Annotated in this window: 15 protein-coding genes; 10 read left to right on the top strand and 5 right to left on the bottom strand. The window is 38.9% G+C overall.

All coding sequences use genetic code 11. From position 1 onward, the window contains the following. Positions 1-2 precede the first annotated feature (2 nt). The 4 genes from AB2B50_RS07625 (at position 3) to dtd (ending at position 4,950) form a co-directional block, all read left to right on the top strand. Positions 3-872 carry a PucR family transcriptional regulator gene (locus tag AB2B50_RS07625; RefSeq protein ID WP_320692937.1) on the top strand — a complete coding sequence of 290 codons (870 nt, stop codon included), beginning with the start codon at positions 3-5 and terminating at the stop codon, positions 870-872. Positions 873-985: 113 nt separating this feature from the next. Beyond that, positions 986-2,116, top strand: coding sequence for an ABC transporter ATP-binding protein (locus AB2B50_RS07620; RefSeq protein WP_320692938.1), 1,131 nt, complete (start codon positions 986-988; stop codon positions 2,114-2,116). A gap of 144 nt (positions 2,117-2,260) precedes the next feature. Next, positions 2,261-4,477, top strand: a complete 2,217-nt coding sequence (locus AB2B50_RS07615) for a RelA/SpoT family protein (protein ID WP_320692939.1) — start codon at positions 2,261-2,263, stop codon at positions 4,475-4,477. A gap of 29 nt (positions 4,478-4,506) precedes the next feature. Further along, on the top strand, positions 4,507-4,950 hold the full coding sequence (dtd, locus tag AB2B50_RS07610; protein WP_320692940.1) for a D-aminoacyl-tRNA deacylase: 444 nt from the start codon (positions 4,507-4,509) through the stop codon (positions 4,948-4,950). Positions 4,951-4,993: 43 nt separating this feature from the next. Here dtd and AB2B50_RS07605 read toward each other — a convergent pair whose 3' ends face one another. The 5 genes from AB2B50_RS07605 to AB2B50_RS07585 all read right to left on the bottom strand — a co-directional run bounded on the left by AB2B50_RS07605 (position 4,994) and on the right by AB2B50_RS07585 (position 8,875). Next, on the bottom strand, positions 4,994-5,644 hold the full coding sequence (locus tag AB2B50_RS07605) for a metal-dependent transcriptional regulator (RefSeq protein WP_320692941.1): 651 nt from the start codon (positions 5,642-5,644) through the stop codon (positions 4,994-4,996). Positions 5,645-5,733: 89 nt separating this feature from the next. Continuing rightward, complete coding sequence (tpx, locus tag AB2B50_RS07600; protein ID WP_061863530.1) at positions 5,734-6,228, bottom strand: thiol peroxidase; 495 nt, start codon at positions 6,226-6,228, stop codon at positions 5,734-5,736. 118 nt (positions 6,229-6,346) lie between these two features. After that, complete coding sequence (locus AB2B50_RS07595; RefSeq protein WP_126419902.1) at positions 6,347-7,276, bottom strand: metal ABC transporter substrate-binding protein; 930 nt, start codon at positions 7,274-7,276, stop codon at positions 6,347-6,349. A gap of 31 nt (positions 7,277-7,307) precedes the next feature. Beyond that, positions 7,308-8,156: a metal ABC transporter permease gene (locus AB2B50_RS07590; protein ID WP_000559796.1), complete on the bottom strand. Its 849-nt coding sequence runs from the start codon at positions 8,154-8,156 to the stop codon at positions 7,308-7,310. Beyond that, positions 8,153-8,875, bottom strand: a complete 723-nt coding sequence (locus tag AB2B50_RS07585; protein WP_320692942.1) for a metal ABC transporter ATP-binding protein — start codon at positions 8,873-8,875, stop codon at positions 8,153-8,155. The genes AB2B50_RS07590 and AB2B50_RS07585 overlap by 4 nt, the downstream gene beginning before the upstream one ends. A 179-nt stretch (positions 8,876-9,054) precedes the next feature. Here AB2B50_RS07585 and AB2B50_RS07580 point away from each other — a divergent pair, with 179 nt between their 5' ends. The 6 genes from AB2B50_RS07580 to AB2B50_RS07555 all read left to right on the top strand — a co-directional run bounded on the left by AB2B50_RS07580 (position 9,055) and on the right by AB2B50_RS07555 (position 17,879). Then, the gene (locus tag AB2B50_RS07580; RefSeq protein WP_320692943.1) at positions 9,055-10,947 is read left to right on the top strand and encodes a M13 family metallopeptidase; all 1,893 of its coding nucleotides are present in this window, start codon (positions 9,055-9,057) and stop codon (positions 10,945-10,947) included. Between the two features lie 437 nt (positions 10,948-11,384). After that, positions 11,385-12,263 (top strand): glycosyltransferase family 2 protein, encoded by an 879-nt coding sequence (locus AB2B50_RS07575; protein ID WP_320692944.1) that lies wholly within the window; start codon positions 11,385-11,387, stop codon positions 12,261-12,263. 18 nt (positions 12,264-12,281) lie between these two features. Further along, entirely contained in the window at positions 12,282-13,274 is a 993-nt protein-coding gene (locus tag AB2B50_RS07570; RefSeq protein WP_320692945.1) for a sugar transferase, read from the top strand. A gap of 12 nt (positions 13,275-13,286) precedes the next feature. Beyond that, complete coding sequence (locus AB2B50_RS07565; protein ID WP_320692946.1) at positions 13,287-15,035, top strand: SP_1767 family glycosyltransferase; 1,749 nt, start codon at positions 13,287-13,289, stop codon at positions 15,033-15,035. After that, positions 15,035-15,922 carry a glycosyltransferase family 2 protein gene (locus AB2B50_RS07560; RefSeq protein ID WP_320692947.1) on the top strand — a complete coding sequence of 296 codons (888 nt, stop codon included), beginning with the start codon at positions 15,035-15,037 and terminating at the stop codon, positions 15,920-15,922. Before AB2B50_RS07565 ends, AB2B50_RS07560 begins: the two co-directional genes overlap by 1 nt. Positions 15,923-15,986: 64 nt before the next feature. Continuing rightward, positions 15,987-17,879: an accessory Sec-dependent serine-rich glycoprotein adhesin gene (locus AB2B50_RS07555; protein ID WP_414169914.1), complete on the top strand. Its 1,893-nt coding sequence runs from the start codon at positions 15,987-15,989 to the stop codon at positions 17,877-17,879. The last annotated feature ends 129 nt before the right edge of the window (positions 17,880-18,008 follow it).

The raw sequence follows: 18,008 nt of genomic DNA, 5'->3' as shown, positions 1-18,008 counted from the left end.
AAATGATTGCAAAAGAACTACTGGATTGGTTTCCTGATGGTAAAATCTTAGATCAGCCAGTTGATAAAGAGGGTTATCTAAGTCTACCTCTGTCAAATTATCAGTGGCTTTTGCTTGAGGAAGCTAGTCTTAGCGAGCGTGAAAAACAACTGGTGGCTCTCTTAACCAAACAGGAGCAAACCATTTCCCTCAATCCCTGGTATAGTTATCTCATTGAAGGCAAAGGACAGGCACCGCAAAACTTTAAAAAATTGCAGCTTGTCTATTGTCACCTATCTTATTTTCAACAGGAGAATTTAACGTCTTGGTTAGAGATGACGGGAACCCTCTTTCCAAATTGTCAAACAGTGCTTCAGGTGGGAGCGCAGGATTACATTTTTGTTCTCCAACAGGATAAGTACACATCCGTTCGCTCTATCTTGATGGATACCTTGGAAGCTGTAGAATATGACTTTGGAGTACGTTTATCCATCATGTTAGGTCAGGTCTGGTCACAGACAGGATATCAGGCTCTGTCAGATCTCATCAAAGCAGAACGGGAATTGTTCAAAAACTGGTGGCGACAAGGGCATCAAGGGTTTCATACTTTTTCTCAACTTTATCTGTGGAGTATGGGTGAAAGAATCGTGGATCTCCGAGTTGTCAAGGAATATCTGCATCAGATGATTGTGGACCAGGATCAGATTCAGGAAATCATCCTTTCACTGTGGGAAAACAGTGCAGTCCTGACAAAAACAGCTCAACAACTGTATCTGCATCGCAATTCTCTCCAGTACAAGATTGATAAATGGGAAGAATTGACCGGTCTTCAGTTGAAAGAATTGACTGACCTCACCTTGTGTTATCAGTTGATTTTACCAGATATCATCTAAAGTTTTGTGCAAGTTGCACAGAACTTTTTTATTTTTTTGGTCACCTTGCCATAGAAAAGTAAAACGTTTTCATCTATAATAAAACTATCAAATGACAAAAGGAGTTCTCCACAATGGTAGAATTAAATCTTAAAAATATTTACAAAAAATATCCAAACAGCGAACACTATTCAGTTGAAGATTTCAACTTGAACATCAAAGACAAAGAGTTTATCGTTTTCGTAGGACCTTCAGGATGTGGTAAATCAACTACTCTTCGTATGATTGCTGGTCTTGAAGACATCACAGAAGGTACTGCATCTATCGATGGCGTGGTTGTCAACGACGTAGCTCCAAAAGACCGTGACATCGCGATGGTATTCCAAAACTACGCTCTTTACCCACACATGACTGTATACGATAACATGGCCTTCGGTTTGAAATTGCGTAAATACAGTAAAGAAGACATTGACAAACGTGTACAAGAAGCAGCAGAAATTCTTGGTTTGAAAGAATTCTTGGATCGTAAACCAGCTGACCTTTCAGGTGGTCAACGTCAACGTGTTGCCATGGGTCGTGCAATCGTCCGTGATGCCAAAGTATTCTTGATGGACGAACCTTTGTCAAACTTGGATGCTAAACTTCGTGTATCAATGCGTGCTGAAATTGCTAAAATCCACCGTCGTATCGGAGCTACAACTATCTACGTAACTCACGACCAAACAGAAGCGATGACACTTGCAGACCGTATCGTTATTATGTCAGCAACTAAGAACCCTGCTGGTACAGGTACTATCGGACGTGTTGAACAAATCGGTACTCCTCAAGAAGTTTACAAAAACCCAGTTAACAAATTCGTAGCAGGATTCATCGGAAGCCCAGCTATGAACTTCATCAACGTTAAATTGAACGGTGACCACATCGTTGGTGACGGCTTTAACTTGAAAGTTCCAGAAGGTGCTTTGAAAGTTCTTCGTGAAAAAGGTTACGAAGGTAAAGAATTGATCTTCGGTATTCGTCCAGAAGATGTGAATGCAGAACCTGCTTTCCTTGAAACATTCCCAGAATCAGTTGTGAAAGCAACGATCTCTGTATCAGAATTGCTAGGTTCAGAATCTCACCTATACTGCCAAGTTGGTAAAGATGAATTCGTTGCAAAAGTTGACGCTCGTGACTACTTGCAAGCTGGTGCAACAGTTGAACTTGGATTTGACTTGAACAAAGCTCACTTCTTCGATGTAGAAACTGAAAAAACAGTTTACTAAGATAAATTTGAATCAATGAGCACTACTAGATTTTTTCTGGTAGTGTTTTTTTATTAAGTTTAGCAAACTCTTACAGAAGAGGCTTTTCTAGTTTTCATATCCTCAAAAAAGTGTTAAAATGGTAGGAAGAATTGGAGAGTATGCATGCCAAAAGAAGTAATTTATTCAGGCGATGAAGTCGTCGCTTTAACGCAAAAATATTTATCGAAAGAAGATGTGGCTTTTGTACACAAGGCCTTGGTTTACGCTGTAGAATGTCATAGTGGCCAATATCGTAAATCAGGTGAGCCTTACATTATCCACCCTATTCAGGTAGCAGGAATCTTAGCTAAACTCAAGCTAGATGCTGTCACTGTTGCCTGTGGTTTTTTGCATGACGTGGTAGAAGACACAGAAGCTACCTTGGATGACTTAGAACGCGAATTTGGTCACGATGTTCGAGTGATTGTAGATGGTGTTACCAAGCTTGGTAAGGTTGAGTATAAGTCTATCGAGGAGCAGCTGGCTGAGAATCATCGCAAGATGCTCATGGCTATGTCAGAAGATATCCGTGTTATCTTGGTCAAACTATCTGACCGCCTGCATAATATGCGCACCCTTAAGCACCTTCGTAAGGACAAGCAGGAACGTATTTCCAGAGAAACCATGGAAATCTATGCACCGCTTGCTCACCGTTTGGGGATTTCAAGTGTGAAGTGGGAACTGGAAGATCTCTCTTTCCGCTATCTCAATCCAACTGAATTTTACAAGATTAGTCACATGATGAAGGAAAAACGTCAAGAGCGTGAAGCCTTGGTCGATGAAGTTGTGACGAAACTCGAGGAATACTCATCTGAGCGCCATCTTACAGGAAAAATCTACGGTCGTCCAAAGCATATCTACTCTATCTATCGTAAGATGCAGGATAAGAAAAAACGTTTTGAAGAGATCTACGACCTGATTGCCATTCGCTGTATCCTAGACACTCAGAGTGATGTCTATGCGATGTTAGGTTACGTTCATGAGCTTTGGAAGCCAATGCCGGGACGTTTCAAGGACTATATTGCCAATCGTAAGGCCAATGGTTACCAGTCTATCCATACGACTGTTTATGGACCAAAAGGGCCGATTGAGTTCCAGATTCGTACTAAGGAGATGCACGAGGTTGCTGAGTACGGGGTTGCGGCTCACTGGGCTTACAAAAAAGGAATCAAGGGTCAGGTTAATAGTAAGGAATCTGCTATCGGGATGAACTGGATTAAGGAGATGATGGAACTCCAAGATCAAGCAGATGATGCCAAGGAATTTGTAGATACTGTCAAGGAAAACTATCTGGCTGAGGAGATTTATGTCTTTACTCCAGATGGGGCGGTTCGTTCACTTCCAAAAGATTCAGGTCCGATTGACTTTGCTTATGAAATTCATACAAAGATTGGGGAAAAAGCGACTGGAGCCAAGGTTAATGGCCGTATGGTTCCTTTGACGACCAAGTTAAAAACGGGTGACCAGGTTGAAATCATCACCAATCCAAATTCATTTGGACCAAGCCGTGACTGGCTCAATATGGTCAAGACCAGCAAGGCACGCAATAAAATTCGTCAGTTTTTTAAAAATCAAGACAAAGAATTGTCCATCAATAAAGGCCGTGAATTGCTGATTAGTCAGCTTCAAGAAAACGGCTATGTGGCCAATAAATTTATGGACAAGCGCCACATGGATGAAGTCCTTCAAAAAACCAGCTACAAGACAGAAGAAGCCCTCTTTGCGGCTATTGGTTTTGGAGAAATCGGAGCTATCACTGTCTTTAACCGTTTGACTGAGAAGGAACGTCGTGAAGAAGAGCGGGCCAAAGCTAAAGCAGAAGCTGAAGAATTGGTCAAGGGTGGCGAAGTCAAGGTGGAGAACAAGGACACGCTTAAGGTTAAGCATGAGGGTGGAGTAGTCATCCAAGGTGCTTCTGGGCTCTTGATCCGGATTGCCAAATGTTGTAACCCTGTTCCAGGTGATGATATCGTCGGCTACATTACTAAAGGTCGTGGTGTTGCTATCCACCGTGTTGACTGTATGAATCTTCGTTCGCAGGAAAACTACGAGCAACGTCTACTCGATGTTGAATGGGAAGACCAATTCTCAAGCAAGGAATATATGGCGCATATCGATATTTACGGTCTCAATCGTACTGGACTTTTGAACGATGTTTTACAGGTCTTGTCAAATACAACTAAAAACATCTCAACGGTTAATGCCCAGCCTACAAAAGATATGAAATTTGCCAATATTCACGTTTCATTTGGGATTTCTAACCTTTCAACTCTGACAACGGTAGTTGATAAGATTAAGAGTGTACCAGAAGTCTACTCTGTTAAACGGACCAATGGTTAAGTTGGGGCGATAGATCTAGAAAGGCTATTATGAAAATCATTATTCAGAGGGTCAAAAAAGCCCAAGTTAGCATTGAAGGTCAGGTATATGGACAAATCCAGCAGGGATTATTACTCCTAGTTGGTGTTGGCCCTGAGGATCAAAAAGAAGATTTGGATTATGCAGTGAGAAAACTTGTCAACATGCGTATCTTTTCAGATACCGAAGGCAAGATGAATTTATCAGTCAAGGATATCCAAGGAGAAATCCTCTCCATCTCTCAATTCACTCTTTTTGCTGATACCAAAAAAGGGAATCGCCCAGCTTTTACAGGTGCTACTAAGCCTGATGTTGCAGAGGCTTTCTATCAAGATTTTAACCGAGAACTAGCCAAGGAAGTTCCTGTGAAAATAGGTATTTTCGGAGCAGATATGCAGGTGGAACTGGTCAATGATGGACCGGTAACAATCATTCTTGACACCAAAAATAGATAAGAAAAACCAAGCTAGCGGGCTTGGTTTTTTGCTGATAAAGACTTTAGTTCATTTTTTCAACATAGAGTTGTTTAGCGATTTCGAGGCTGACTTGAAGTTCTTCATTGTTGTGAATCAGGGTAAAAGTATTAGAGAAGCCATCGAACTGCTTGACTTGGAGTTGGTCTCCAATATGGATGGCATGTTTATCCAAATATTGGAGGATTTCAAAGCTGTCATGAACTCTTGTCAGAAGGTAGTTTCCTACTTCTTTGATATCAGAAAGTGGCAGGTTATTAACCTCAACTAGAAGCTCACCCTTAGCAGGAATAGTTCCTCCATGGGGACAGGTCTTTGGAAAGCCTAACATACTCTCCAGTCTCTCCACAAAAAGGTCTGAAACTGTATGCTCTAATACCTCAGCCTCATCGTGAATCTGATTGCTGGTATAGTCTAGATGGTGAACTAGAAAGACCTCTATCAGTCGATGCTTACGATAAAGCTCAGAGACCAGCTTTAAACCAATATCCGTTAGTATATAGCCATTTTCTTTATTCTTTAATATAAGATTTTCGGATTGCATGCGCTTGATCATCTCAGTTACCGCAGGAGGTGATACCTGCATCCGAGTAGCTATTTCCTTGTTGGTAATCTTAGGAACTTCCATGCCAATCTCATAAATACATTTTAAGTAATCTTCTTTATTTGGTGTCATTCGTATTTCCTTGTTTATTATCTCCATCTAGTATACCAAAAAAAGCTAGATTTCTCTAGCTTTCTGTCTTGTTACAAGTGGGCTTTCTTTTAGTCAAGCGACTTTGCTGCTTCAATGGCTGCTTCAAAGTTTGGCTCGCTGTTGATATTGTCCACATACTCAACATAACGGATAATATTGTCAGCATCAAGGACAAAGACCGCGCGAGCAAGCAGATGCCATTCATTGATTAAGAGGGCATAATCGCGTCCAAAGGAGTGGTCGAAGTAGTCTGAGAGCATGATGGCATTTTCAATTCCTTCAGCACCACACCAGCGTTTTTGAGCGAAGGGGAGGTCCATAGACACAGTTAGAACAACAGTGTTGTCTAAGCTAGCCAATTCTTGGTTAAAGCGACGAGTCTGTAGCGAGCAGATACCTGTATCGATAGAAGGGATGACGCTCAAAATCTTTTTCTTGCCTTCAAAATCAGCTAGTGTTTTTTTAGAGAGGTCAGTCGTTGTGAGAGAGAAATCAAGTGCCTTGTCGCCTACTTGTAATTGTTTTCCCGTAAAAGTAACAGGGTTTCCAAGGAATGTAGTCATAAGCTACTCCAATCTTTTTTCTTTCATTCTACATTAAATGTTCAGAGTTTTCCAATAATTTGACCGGATTTTGAATCAAAAAAACGCCAATTCATGCTGACTGACGTTTTTTAAATGATTATTTAGCTAAACCTTCAGCAATCTTGTCAAGGTTGTATTTCATCATGTTGTAATAGCTATCGCCTTCTTTACCTTCTTCAGCGATAGAGTCAGTAAAGATTTGTGCGTAGATTGGGATGTTTGTGTCTTGTGAAACAGTCTTCATTGGACGGTCATCCACACTTGATTCTACAAAGAGGGAAGGAGTTTTTGTTTGGCGAAGTTTTTCAACCAAGGTCTTGATTTGGTCAGGAGTTCCTTCTTCTTCAGTGTTGATTTCCCAGATGTAGGCACTTGGGACACCGTAGGCTTTAGAGAAGTATTTGAAGCATCCTTCGCTGGTTACGATGAGTTTTTTCTCAGCAGGGATGTTGTTAAATTTCTCTTTAGCTTCTTTGTCAAGTTTGTCTAGCTTATCAGTATATTCTTTGAGATTTTTTTCGTAGAATTCCTTGTTGCTAGGGTCTTTAGCGCTCAATTGTTTTGCGATGTTTTTAGCAAAGATCATACCGTTTTCAAGGTTAAGCCAAGCGTGTGGGTCTTCTTTGCCTTTTTCGTTTTGGCCTTCAAGGTAGATAACGTCAACACCTTCGCTGACTGCAAAGTAGTCTTTGTTTTCAGTTTTCTTAGCATTTTCTACCAATTTTGTAAACCAAGCATTGCCACCAGTTTCAAGGTTGATACCGTTGTAGAAAATCAAATCAGCTTGAGAAGTTTTCTTGACATCTTCAGGAAGTGGTTCGTATTCGTGTGGGTCTTGTCCAACAGGCACGATACTATGAAGATCAATCTTGTCTCCAGCAATATTTTTAGTAATATCAGCGATGATTGAGTTTGTGGCAACAACTTTTAGTTTTTGACCAGAAGCTGCATCTTTCTTTCCACTAGAACATGCTACAAGAGCAATGACGGAAAGAAAGAGAATCAGCAATGTACCTAATTTTTTCATTAGATCCTCCAATTTATTGGGGTTTTGCCCCTTATTTTAACAAATGTTTATTTTTCAGTTTCAAATATCGTTGTTTTGGAGCGATAAAGAAGCTAATAAGAAAGAAACTAGCGGCTGTTAGCACGATACTAGAACCTGCCGCAACGTTAAAGCTATAGCCGATAAAGAGTCCCAAAACTGAAGCTGTAGCTCCAAAGGTTGAGGAAAGGAAAATCATACTTTTCAGGCTATTAGCATAGAGATAAGCAGTTGCTGCTGGGGTAATCAGCATGGCTACAATCAGGATAGTTCCGACACTTTGCATAGCTGTCACAGACACGAGAGTTAGGAGTACCATGAGTAAGTAGTGATAGAAATTGACAGGCATTCCCATGGCCTTAGCCAAGAGTTCATCAAAGGAAGTGATCAAGAGTTGCTTGAAGAAAATCCAGATTAACAAGAGAATGGCTGCTCCTACACCCATAGTAATAAACATATCCGTATCTTGGACTGCCAGGATATTACCAAAAAGAATATGGAAAAGGTCAGTTGAACTTTTAGCGACACTAATCAAGATGATACCGAGGGCTAAGAAAGAAGAAAAGGTAATGCCGATGGCGGTATCGCTTTTGATAATCGAGTTCCCCTTGATGTAGGTAATGATGATAGCAGCTAGTAGTCCAAAGACAATGGCTCCGATAAAGAAGTCAAGGCCCAAGATGAAGGAGAGGGCTACACCTGGCAAGACAGCATGTGAAATGGCATCTCCCATGAGTGACATCCCGCGTAGAATGATGAAACATCCTACAGCTCCAGCTACGACCCCGATAACAATAGCTGTTATCAAGGCATTTTGGAGAAAGTGGAAGTTCTGCAATCCATCTATAAATTCTGCAATCATAGGTCACCTCCATTGAAAAAGAGTTGATTACCGTAAGCTTCTTTAAGATTGGCTTCGGTAAAGGTTTCTTTGGTCGGACCAAAAGCAATCACTTCTCGATTGACAAGCAAGACTTGATCGAAGTAGTGGGGAACCTTGCTGAGGTCGTGGTGGACGATGAGAACCGTCTTCCCAGCTTTTTTCAGATCTCTCAGCGTATTCATGATGATTTCCTCACTGACTGAGTCAATCCCAACAAAGGGTTCATCCAAGAGGATATAGTCGGCTTCCTGCACCAAACATCTGGCAATCAAGACCCGCTGGAATTGACCTCCAGACAGTTGACTGATTTGCCGTTCAGCGTAGTCAGCTAGGCCGACGATTTCAAGGGCTTCTTGCACTTTCTTCCAATGTTTAGCATTTAAACTTCGAAAGAGAGGAATAGAGGGAAATAGTCCTAACGAGACGCATTCCTTGACCTTGATGGGAAAGTTGTAGTCGATATTGATTTTTTGTTCGACATAGGCGATTCGATGTAAGGATTTTTTAACTTCCTTGTCATCGAGAAATGCCTGACCTTGATGTGGGATAATTCCCAGCATACCTTTTAATAAGGTTGATTTTCCAGCGCCGTTTGGGCCAATAATTCCGGTAATCGTTGGTCCTTGGAGCACTAGTGAAATATCCTTTAGTGCCAACGTTTCTTTGTAGGAGACACTGAGGTTTTCGATACGTATCATACAGTTATATTCCTCCTATTTTTTAATATACCTTAATTTTATTTTTAAGTCAAGTTAATTTTTGCAAAAATTTAAAATATTAATGATTAAAATAAGAAGGCAACTCGGCATTTTTAATTGCAATCCCAAGGGAATTTTGCTAAGCTAGGAATAAGTGAAATTAGGAAAGTGAGAACAAGATGACACGTTATCAAGATGATTTTTATGATGCTATAAATGGTGAGTGGGAAAAGACTGCAGTCATTCCAGCTGATAAATCAAGAACAGGTGGTTTTATCGACCTTGACGAAGAAATTGAAGAGTTGATGCTAACAACAACTGACAAGTGGTTGGCTGGAGAAGATGTTCCTGAAGATGCCATATTAGCAAATTTTGTCAAGTACCATGCTATGGTCAGAGATTTTGACAAACGAGAAGCAGATGGAATCAAACCAGTCCTTCCTTTGCTTAAGGAATACCAAGATTTGAAAAGTTTTGCGGATTTTGCAAGTAAATTGGCTGAATTTGAGCTAGCTGGCAAACCCAACTTCCTTCCATTTGGAGTATCACCAGACTTTATGGATGCTAGAACCAATGTACTCTGGGCTAGTGCTCCAGGAACAATCTTGCCTGATACGACCTACTATGCGGAAGACCATCCACAGCGTGAGGAATTATTAAACCTTTGGAAAGAAAGTACTGGTATTCTCCTCAAAGCCTATAACTTCTCAGATGAAGAAATCGCAGATTTGCTTGAGAAACGATTGGAATTGGACCGCCGTATCGCAGCTGTCGTCCTTTCAAACGAAGAAAGTTCAGAATACGCCAAACTCTACCATCCATATTCTTATGAAGATTTCAAGAAGTTTGCACCTGCTCTACCTCTCGATGACTTCTTCCAAGCTGTGATTGGACAAACTCCAGATAAGGTTATCGTAGATGAGGAACGCTTCTGGCAAGCAGCAGAGCAATTCTATAGTGAAGAAGCTTGGCCTTTGCTCAAGGCAAGCTTGATCTTGAGTGTGGTCAATCTTTCAACGAGCTATTTGACAGATGAGATTCGTATCTTGTCAGGTGCTTATGGCCGTGCCCTTTCAGGTGTTCCAGAAGCCCAAGACAAACGCAAGGCTGCTTACCACTTAGCGCAAGGACCATTCAAACAAGCTCTCGGACTTTGGTATGCCCATGAAAAATTCTCTCCAGAAGCCAAGGCAGACGTGGAGAAAAAAGTAGCGACCATGATTGACGTTTATAAGGAACGCTTGGCTAAGAACGACTGGCTGACACCTGAAACACGAGAAAAAGCTATCGTCAAACTCAATGTCATCAAGCCTTATATCGGTTATCCAGAAGAATTGCCAGCTCGCTACAAGGATAAGGTAGTAAACGAAAACGCTAGCCTCTTTGAGAATGCCCTAGCCTTTGCGTGTGTAGAAATCAAACACAGCTGGAGCAAGTGGAATCAGCCAGTTGATTACAAGGAGTGGGGCATGCCTGCTCATATGGTCAACGCCTACTACAATCCACAAAAGAACTTGATTGTCTTCCCAGCCGCTATCCTACAGGCTCCATTCTATGACTTGCATCAGTCATCTTCTGCCAACTACGGTGGAATTGGAGCGGTTATTGCCCATGAAATCTCTCATGCCTTTGATACCAACGGAGCTTCCTTTGATGAAAATGGTAGTCTCAAGGACTGGTGGACAGAGAACGACTATGCAGCTTTCAAAGAGAAAACGCAGAAGGTTATCGATCAATTTGATGGTCAAGAATCTTACGGTGCAACCATTAACGGTAAATTAACCGTATCAGAAAACGTTGCCGACCTAGGAGGAATTGCTGCTGCCCTTGAAGCTGCCAAGAGAGAACCTGACTTCTCAGCCGAAGAATTCTTCCATAACTTTGCGCGTATCTGGCGTATGAAAGGCCGCCCAGAGTTGATGAAACTCATGGCCAGTGTCGATGTGCACGCGCCAGCTAAACTCCGTGTCAATGTCCAAGTGCCAAACTTTGATGATTTCTTTACAACCTATGATGTCAAAGAAGGCGACGGAATGTGGCGTTCACCAGAAGACCGTGTGATTATTTGGTAAAAGAGTTGATATTTTAATCATATTGTTTTCTTGAGAATAAATTCTATGCTAATTGTTAACGACTATCGATTTTTTACAGTTTAGAGATTTATAAGTGAACAATCAGCTTTTATTTACTCCATTGTCAATTTTCTAGTGATGAAACAAGCAAAGCTTTTCTATTATCAATAGTTGGCCTTTTGTTAGTTAGGTTAAGGATAGTGTTAATTTTGAATGCATGTTTAGTAGAGAAACCTTAAATCTCTTATAAAATCATAAAATGAAATATACGGTTTGCTATACTGGAGCAAGCCGTAAAACATATTGGATCGTAAATGAATGATGTTACTATAACAAATTCAACTAGCGTATTTCTTTGATACAACAGTAGAAAATAAATTAATACTACGGTAAAAAGAAATATAATAATAAATTATATTGAAAAAATTTAGAGGATTATGGAAAAAATAAGTGTAATAATACCTGCATATAATGCAGAAAAATATTTAGAACAATGTGTAAAAAGCGTACAATCTCAGATATATGATAATATAGAGATTATTATCATTAATGATGGTTCAACAGATCGTACAGCTGAAATAATTGAACGATTGAAAGAGAAAGATTCTCGGATTAGAACCTTACATAAAAGGAAGAACGAGGGAATCGGTGCCGCAAGAAATAGTGCTCTTGAGCTTGTCACTGGACAGTATGTTTTGTTTTTAGATAGTGACGATTGGATTGATCCCAATCATGTCAGTGACCTCTACGATTTATTAGTGAGAACAGAAAGTGATGTGTCAATAGCAAATTTTACTCGCTATATTGAATCTGAAAATAGGTATGAAATTCATATTACTGATGACGATTATTATGAACGGATATTTACTCCCCAAGAGTGGTTTGCTTATCAGTATGGAAAACCCCATTATTTAAGTGTGTGTTTTACTGTCCCGTGGTGTAAACTATATAAGCGCTCTCTGTTTGAAAACATTTTATATTATACTGGATCGTTTGGTGAAGATGATCGTACAACTTGGAAATTATACTTAGCAGCAGATAAAATTGCTTATATGCACCGACCAACTATGGTTTATCGTGTAAATAGTGGAAGTTTGACTCAGACTACTGAACAAAGTACAGTATTTTCCGTTGAACCTGTTTTAGAGCGTCTAGCACTATTATCGATGTTAGGATTCAATCTTGAGAATGAAATTGCTGCTTTTGATTGGCGTGCAAACTTTGTTAAAAACACTTCTTTATCTAATGGAAATATAGAGTTGTATAAAGAACTGAAGTTTCAATTGGATATGATAGAGAAATATCGAAAACATTAAGGAAATGTGAGGCGAAAGATGCGCGTTTATATTACGAATATTAATGGTCAGTCTGGGCAGAGTACAGCTCAGTTGTGTCAAAATACGGTTACAGATGTGGCTATTTCTTTAGGATATCGTGAATTAGGAATTTATTGTTATCAAATCCATACAGATACTGAAAGTGAATTGAGTAAACGTTTGGATGGAATTGTGTCAGGATTACGAAATGGAGATGTCGTAATTTTTCAAACCCCAACATGGAATACAACGGAATTCGATGAGAAGTTAATGAATAAATTAAAATTATACGATATTAAAATCGTACTATTTATTCACGATGTAGTTCCCCTTATGTTCTCTGGGAATTTTTACCTAATGGATCGAACAATCTCATATTACAATAAAGCAGATGTAATAATCGCTCCAAGTCAGAGAATGATCGATCAGTTGAGAAAATTTGGCCTAAATGTTGCGAAAACAGTAATTCAAGGAATGTGGGATCATCCAACTCAAGCTCCTATGTTTTCAGCAACTTTGAAAAAAGAAATTCATTTCCCTGGGAATCCCGAACGTTTTAGTTTTGTGAAAGAGTGGAACTATGATATTCCTTTAAAATTATATACATGGCAAAGTACTGATTTGCCACAGAATGTTCATAAAATGAATTATCGACCAGATGAACAACTTCTAATGGAGATGTCGCAGGGAGGATTTGGTTTGGTATGGATGGATGACAAAGATAAGGAGTACCAATCACTGTATTGTCCATATAAGCTAGGAAGTTTTCTAGCGGCAGGAATTCCTGTTATCGTGCAAGAAGGAATTGCTAACCAAGAATTGATAGAAAAAAATGGTCTCGGTTGGGTTGTTAAGAATATAGAAGAAGCTATTGTTAAAATCCAAAACGTGACTGAAAATGAATATGCAGAATTAGTTAAAAATGTAAGAAGTTTTAGTCCTATTTTGAGAGAGGGTTTCTTCACAAGAAAGTTGCTAACAGAATCTGTATTGAAAGCTATGTGTGACTAGAAGGAGTGAATAGTGGAGAGATTATCAGAAATTAAAGTACTTCCTATCTTGGAAAGTCTTACTTATATTAAACAAAATCATGCTTCTGTTGTTCGGTTTGGGGATGGCGAAGTTGATTTGATGACAGGGCACTCTATTCCATATCAAAAATATGACGATAATTTAGCAAAAAAATTAAAGCAAATTTTACAGACGAAGAGTGATGAAAACCTTCTTGTTTGTTTACCTGATGTTTTTTCAAATATGGAGCGTTATAATCAAAATGCTCGTGTTTTTTGGGAAGGCCATTTTTTTAAGTATTCTAATTTTTATTTAGATAATTGTAATTCCCCATTTTATGGTTCAACATTTATTTCTAGGCCTTATATTGATTTGGTTGACAAATCAGTTTCAGGAACTTATTTTGCATCGTTAAAAGAATTGTGGAAAGGAAAAGATATTTTAATTGTTGAGGGAGCGACATCACGCTCAGGCGTTGGTAATGACCTATTTGCTGCTGCTTCTTCTGTTAAACGAATTATATGTCCATCAAAAAATGCATTTCAATATTATGATGAAATTTTTCAAGAGATTAAAAAATATGGGAAAGATCGACTAGTGTTGATTATGCTTGGGCCAACAGCAAAAGTTCTTGTTTCTGACTTAGCTTGTCAAGGGTATCAAGCAATTGATTTGGGCCACATTGATTCTGAGTATGAGTGGTATGAGATGGGAGCTACTCATAAAGTAAAATTAGCTAATAAGCATACCGCTGAATTTAATTATGATGAAGGTGTAGAATTGGAACTTGATCAGAACTATCAACGACAAATTATTACTAGAATTGGAGTTGATAACTTTAATGAAATACTAGTAAAAAAGGTAGAAAAGATGGGTATTAGTGAATTGATTAGTGTTATTGTTCCTGTTTACAACGTTGAACGATATTTAAAACGTTGCCTTGATTCCTTGCTGAAGCAATCGTATGAAAACTTTGAAATTATTTTGGTCAATGATGGTTCAACTGATAGTAGCTCATTGATTTGTGAAGATTATGCTAGAAGAGATGAGCGAATTCGTGTTTTGCATCAAATGAATGCGGGTCCCTCGGCTGCTAGGAATGCTGGTATAACCTTTGCAAGTGGGAAGTATATCACATTTATTGATTCGGATGATTTTGTGGAGGAAACTTATCTAGAACATTTATATCAAGCCTTAGTGAATAACGGTTCTGATATTTCTATTTGTAATTTTAATTCTTTTAACGAAGAACGACAGTCATTCCTTTTTTCTATTACGAAAGAAAAATATTTTAGCAAAAATTATACAGTTCAAGAATGGATGAATCTAGAAAGTTCTCCAAGTAACAATCTTTTTTTAACATTTACATTTTCACCAACAAAATTGTTCAAAGCAGAACTGTTTGAGGGAGTTCGATTTCCAATAGGGCGACTAAGAGAAGACGACGCAACGATTTATCGTCTTTATTTGAAAGCAAAACAAGTTACCTTTATCAATGAAGGTTCTTATTACTACTCTCAAAGAAAAGAGGGACTTTCTAGAACTCGAATGTTGGACGATATTTCTAGCATGATAACTAATGCAGAGGAGCGGATAGCTCTTCTTGCAGCAATGGGATATGATTTGACTGAGCAGATCAAGTCATATAAGGAACGCTTGAAGAAGTGTTGTGAAGATGCTCTACGAAATGGTCAGATAGAACTTTATCAACAGTGTTGTAACAAGCTGGACCTGATAGAAAATTTTCCGAAGGAGAAATGATGGAAAAAGTAAGTGTGATTGTACCAATATACAATGCAGGAGAATATCTTCGTCCTTGTTTAGAGAGTATCGTTAACCAAACTTATTTGAATCTTGAAATTATTTTAATTAATGATGGTTCAACGGATACATCAGCTGCTATTTGCGAAGAATATCGTCAGAAAGATTCTCGGATTAGAGTTATACACAGGAAATTAGGAGGAAGCGGAGTGGGTGCTGCTAGAAACTCTGCTTTACCAGTAGTTACAGGAGATTTTATCTTATTTGTAGATAATGATGACTGGTTAGAACTAAATCATATTGAAATATTATACAAGGATTTGAAGAATACAGGTAGCGATATTGCAGTCGCAAACTTTACAGAGTTTTTTGAAGAAAGACAAAGTTTTGCTTTTCATGTGGATGTGTCGGACCCTTATTTAGAGATTTATACACCTCAGGAATGGTTTGAAAAACAGTATGATGGTCGATTATCATTTAGTCAGTGCTTTACAGTTCCATGGGGGAAATTATATAAAGCAGAGCTTTTTCAGGATATTGTTTATCCTGAAGAAGAAAAAGTAGAAGATGATCTCACGACCTGGAAAGTATATCTAATGGCTGATCGTATTTCTTATCGTAATTTGGGGTTGTACTATCATCGTAAACGCTCAACTAGTGTGACAAGTGTGGTTGAAATAGAACATGTTTTTCCAATCAAGAGTATTGAAGAACGTGTGACGATACTTTCTCTCATAGGATTTGATATTTCTAATGAATTAAGAGCCTATCGATGGCGACTAGAAAAGCATATGGATAGTTATATTTCACGTGGAGATGCTTATAATTACAAAAAATGTCTGCAAAAGGTCAAGATTATAGCAAAATTTTTAGACAAAAATTCTTGAATCGCTCATTAAAAAAAGGTATAATAGAAAAAAAGTCCAGAGATGACGGAGGAAAGCAAAAAAAGTGAAAAAAATCGGTAAAAATATCGGGGAAACATCCAGGAAAACTAGAGTTAAGATGCATAAATCTGGGAAAAATTGGGTACGAACCCTTATTTCACAGATTGGCTTAATGCATTTTTTGGGGGGAGCAACTTCAGAACAAAGCGTTAATGTTGATATATATGAACAGAAGAATATTTCTGCAAGTACAATTCTGAAAGGTGCGTTAGCACTAGGAGCATTAACAGGTGCAACCGTAGTTACGGATAATGCTTTTGCAGATGATATTGTGTTAGCTAAAGAAACAACACTTTCAACTACTGATACTAATGAAGTTAAACTTTCTAGTGAAACTGACGATTCATCAATTGAGGAAGAAAAAAATAGTCTTTCACAATCAGAATCAACGTCAGAGTCAGCTAGTGAGTCGACGTCAGTCTCAACTAGTGAGTCGACGTCAGTCTCAACTAGTGAGTCGATGTCAGTCTCAACTAGTGAGTCGATGTCAGTCTCAACTAGTGAGTCAGTATCACAGTCGGTGAGTGAGTCCGTTTCAGAGTCAGTAAGCGAATCGGTTTCGGAGTCAATCAGTGAATCCGTTTCAGAGTCGGTTAGCGAATCAACTTCAACAAGTATTGTTTTATCTGAATCAGGTGTTGCTTCTGGAAATAAAGCTACATCAACAGGTACTGAAGAAAAACAGGACAGTGTTCGTGAAAATCTAGATAAAATGATTTCAGAAGCTGAAGTGTTGAACGATATGGCTGCTCGTCAATTGATCACACTAGATGCTGAACAGCAATTGGAACTGATGAAATTATTGGTAGCTACACAATCACAATTGGAAGCTACTAAAAATCTAATTGGCGATCCTAATGCTACTGTGGCAGATTTACAGATTGCTTATACAACTTTAGGAAATAATACCCAAGCGCTCGGAAATGAACTGATTAAATTAAGTCCAAATGGTCAAATTTATGCAGTTTTAAATAATACCGAAGCTACTCGAGCAGCGACCTTGCGCTCAACCACTACTGGGACAAAAACAACCTTTACCATTAGTGATTTCTCAAATGGTGGAACTCAGTACTACTGGGCTGGTGGAAATAAAAACAATCTTTCAAATCCTATTTCTAGTATCTCTGCTGTTTATGATTCGGCAACTGGAAAAATTTCGTGGACAGTAGAGTACGATCCGACGAAAATATTAACAGCTCCTGTTCTTAAAAAATCTGGAGTTTATACAGGGATTTATATCGACACTTCGGCGGATCCGAAATTAAGTAAACCAACAAATGTATTAATTGACGGGGCGGCAACAAACGAATTTACAAATCCTTATACCAACAGAAATTCTCAAGGGATACAGTACGTTACTAAAACAAAATCAAACGGGATTACGACTCACACAATTACTTTCGACACGAACTATAGCGGAACAAGTAGCGATCTTCGTGACTTGAAAATTAAAATGCTAGCTGCTTCAAGGCCGGCGGGAGGCACTTTTTATGAAGATGGCTATAGAGAAAATTATGGACGTTATAATGGTCAAGGGGCTCCTTATGTTGTACCCAATGATGGTGGGACAGCGATGGGTGGCTACCAAGTGGGTGGTGTGAATGCAGACTCTATACCTTCAGATACAACCAGTCAGTCAGAATCAGCGTCCAAGTCAGAGTCTACCTCAAAATCAATCTCAGAATCAGTAATTGAATCAATCTCAGAATCAGTGATTGGATCTGTCTCAGAGTCAGTAAGTGAATCAGTATCAGAGTCAGTTTCAGAATCAGTAAGCGAATCAATTTATGAATCAGTATCAGAGTCAGTAAGTGTATCAGTATCAGAGTCAGTAAGTGAATCAGGATCAGAGTCAGTATCAGAATCAGTAACTGAATCAATTTCTGTATCAGTATAAGAGTCAGTAATCGAATCAATATCTGTATCAGTATCAGAGTCAGTTTCAGAATCAGTAAGCGAATCAATTTCAGAGTCAGTATCTGAATCAATCTCTGAATCAGTAAGTGAATCAGTATCAGAGTCAGTA

Origin of the sequence: Streptococcus fermentans, assembly GCF_040888305.1 — a bacterium.
GTDB classification, from domain to species: Bacteria; Bacillota; Bacilli; order Lactobacillales; family Streptococcaceae; genus Streptococcus; species Streptococcus fermentans.
The sequence above is the reverse complement of the archived record's forward strand: the minus strand, read 5'-3'. Positions and strand labels throughout refer to the sequence as shown.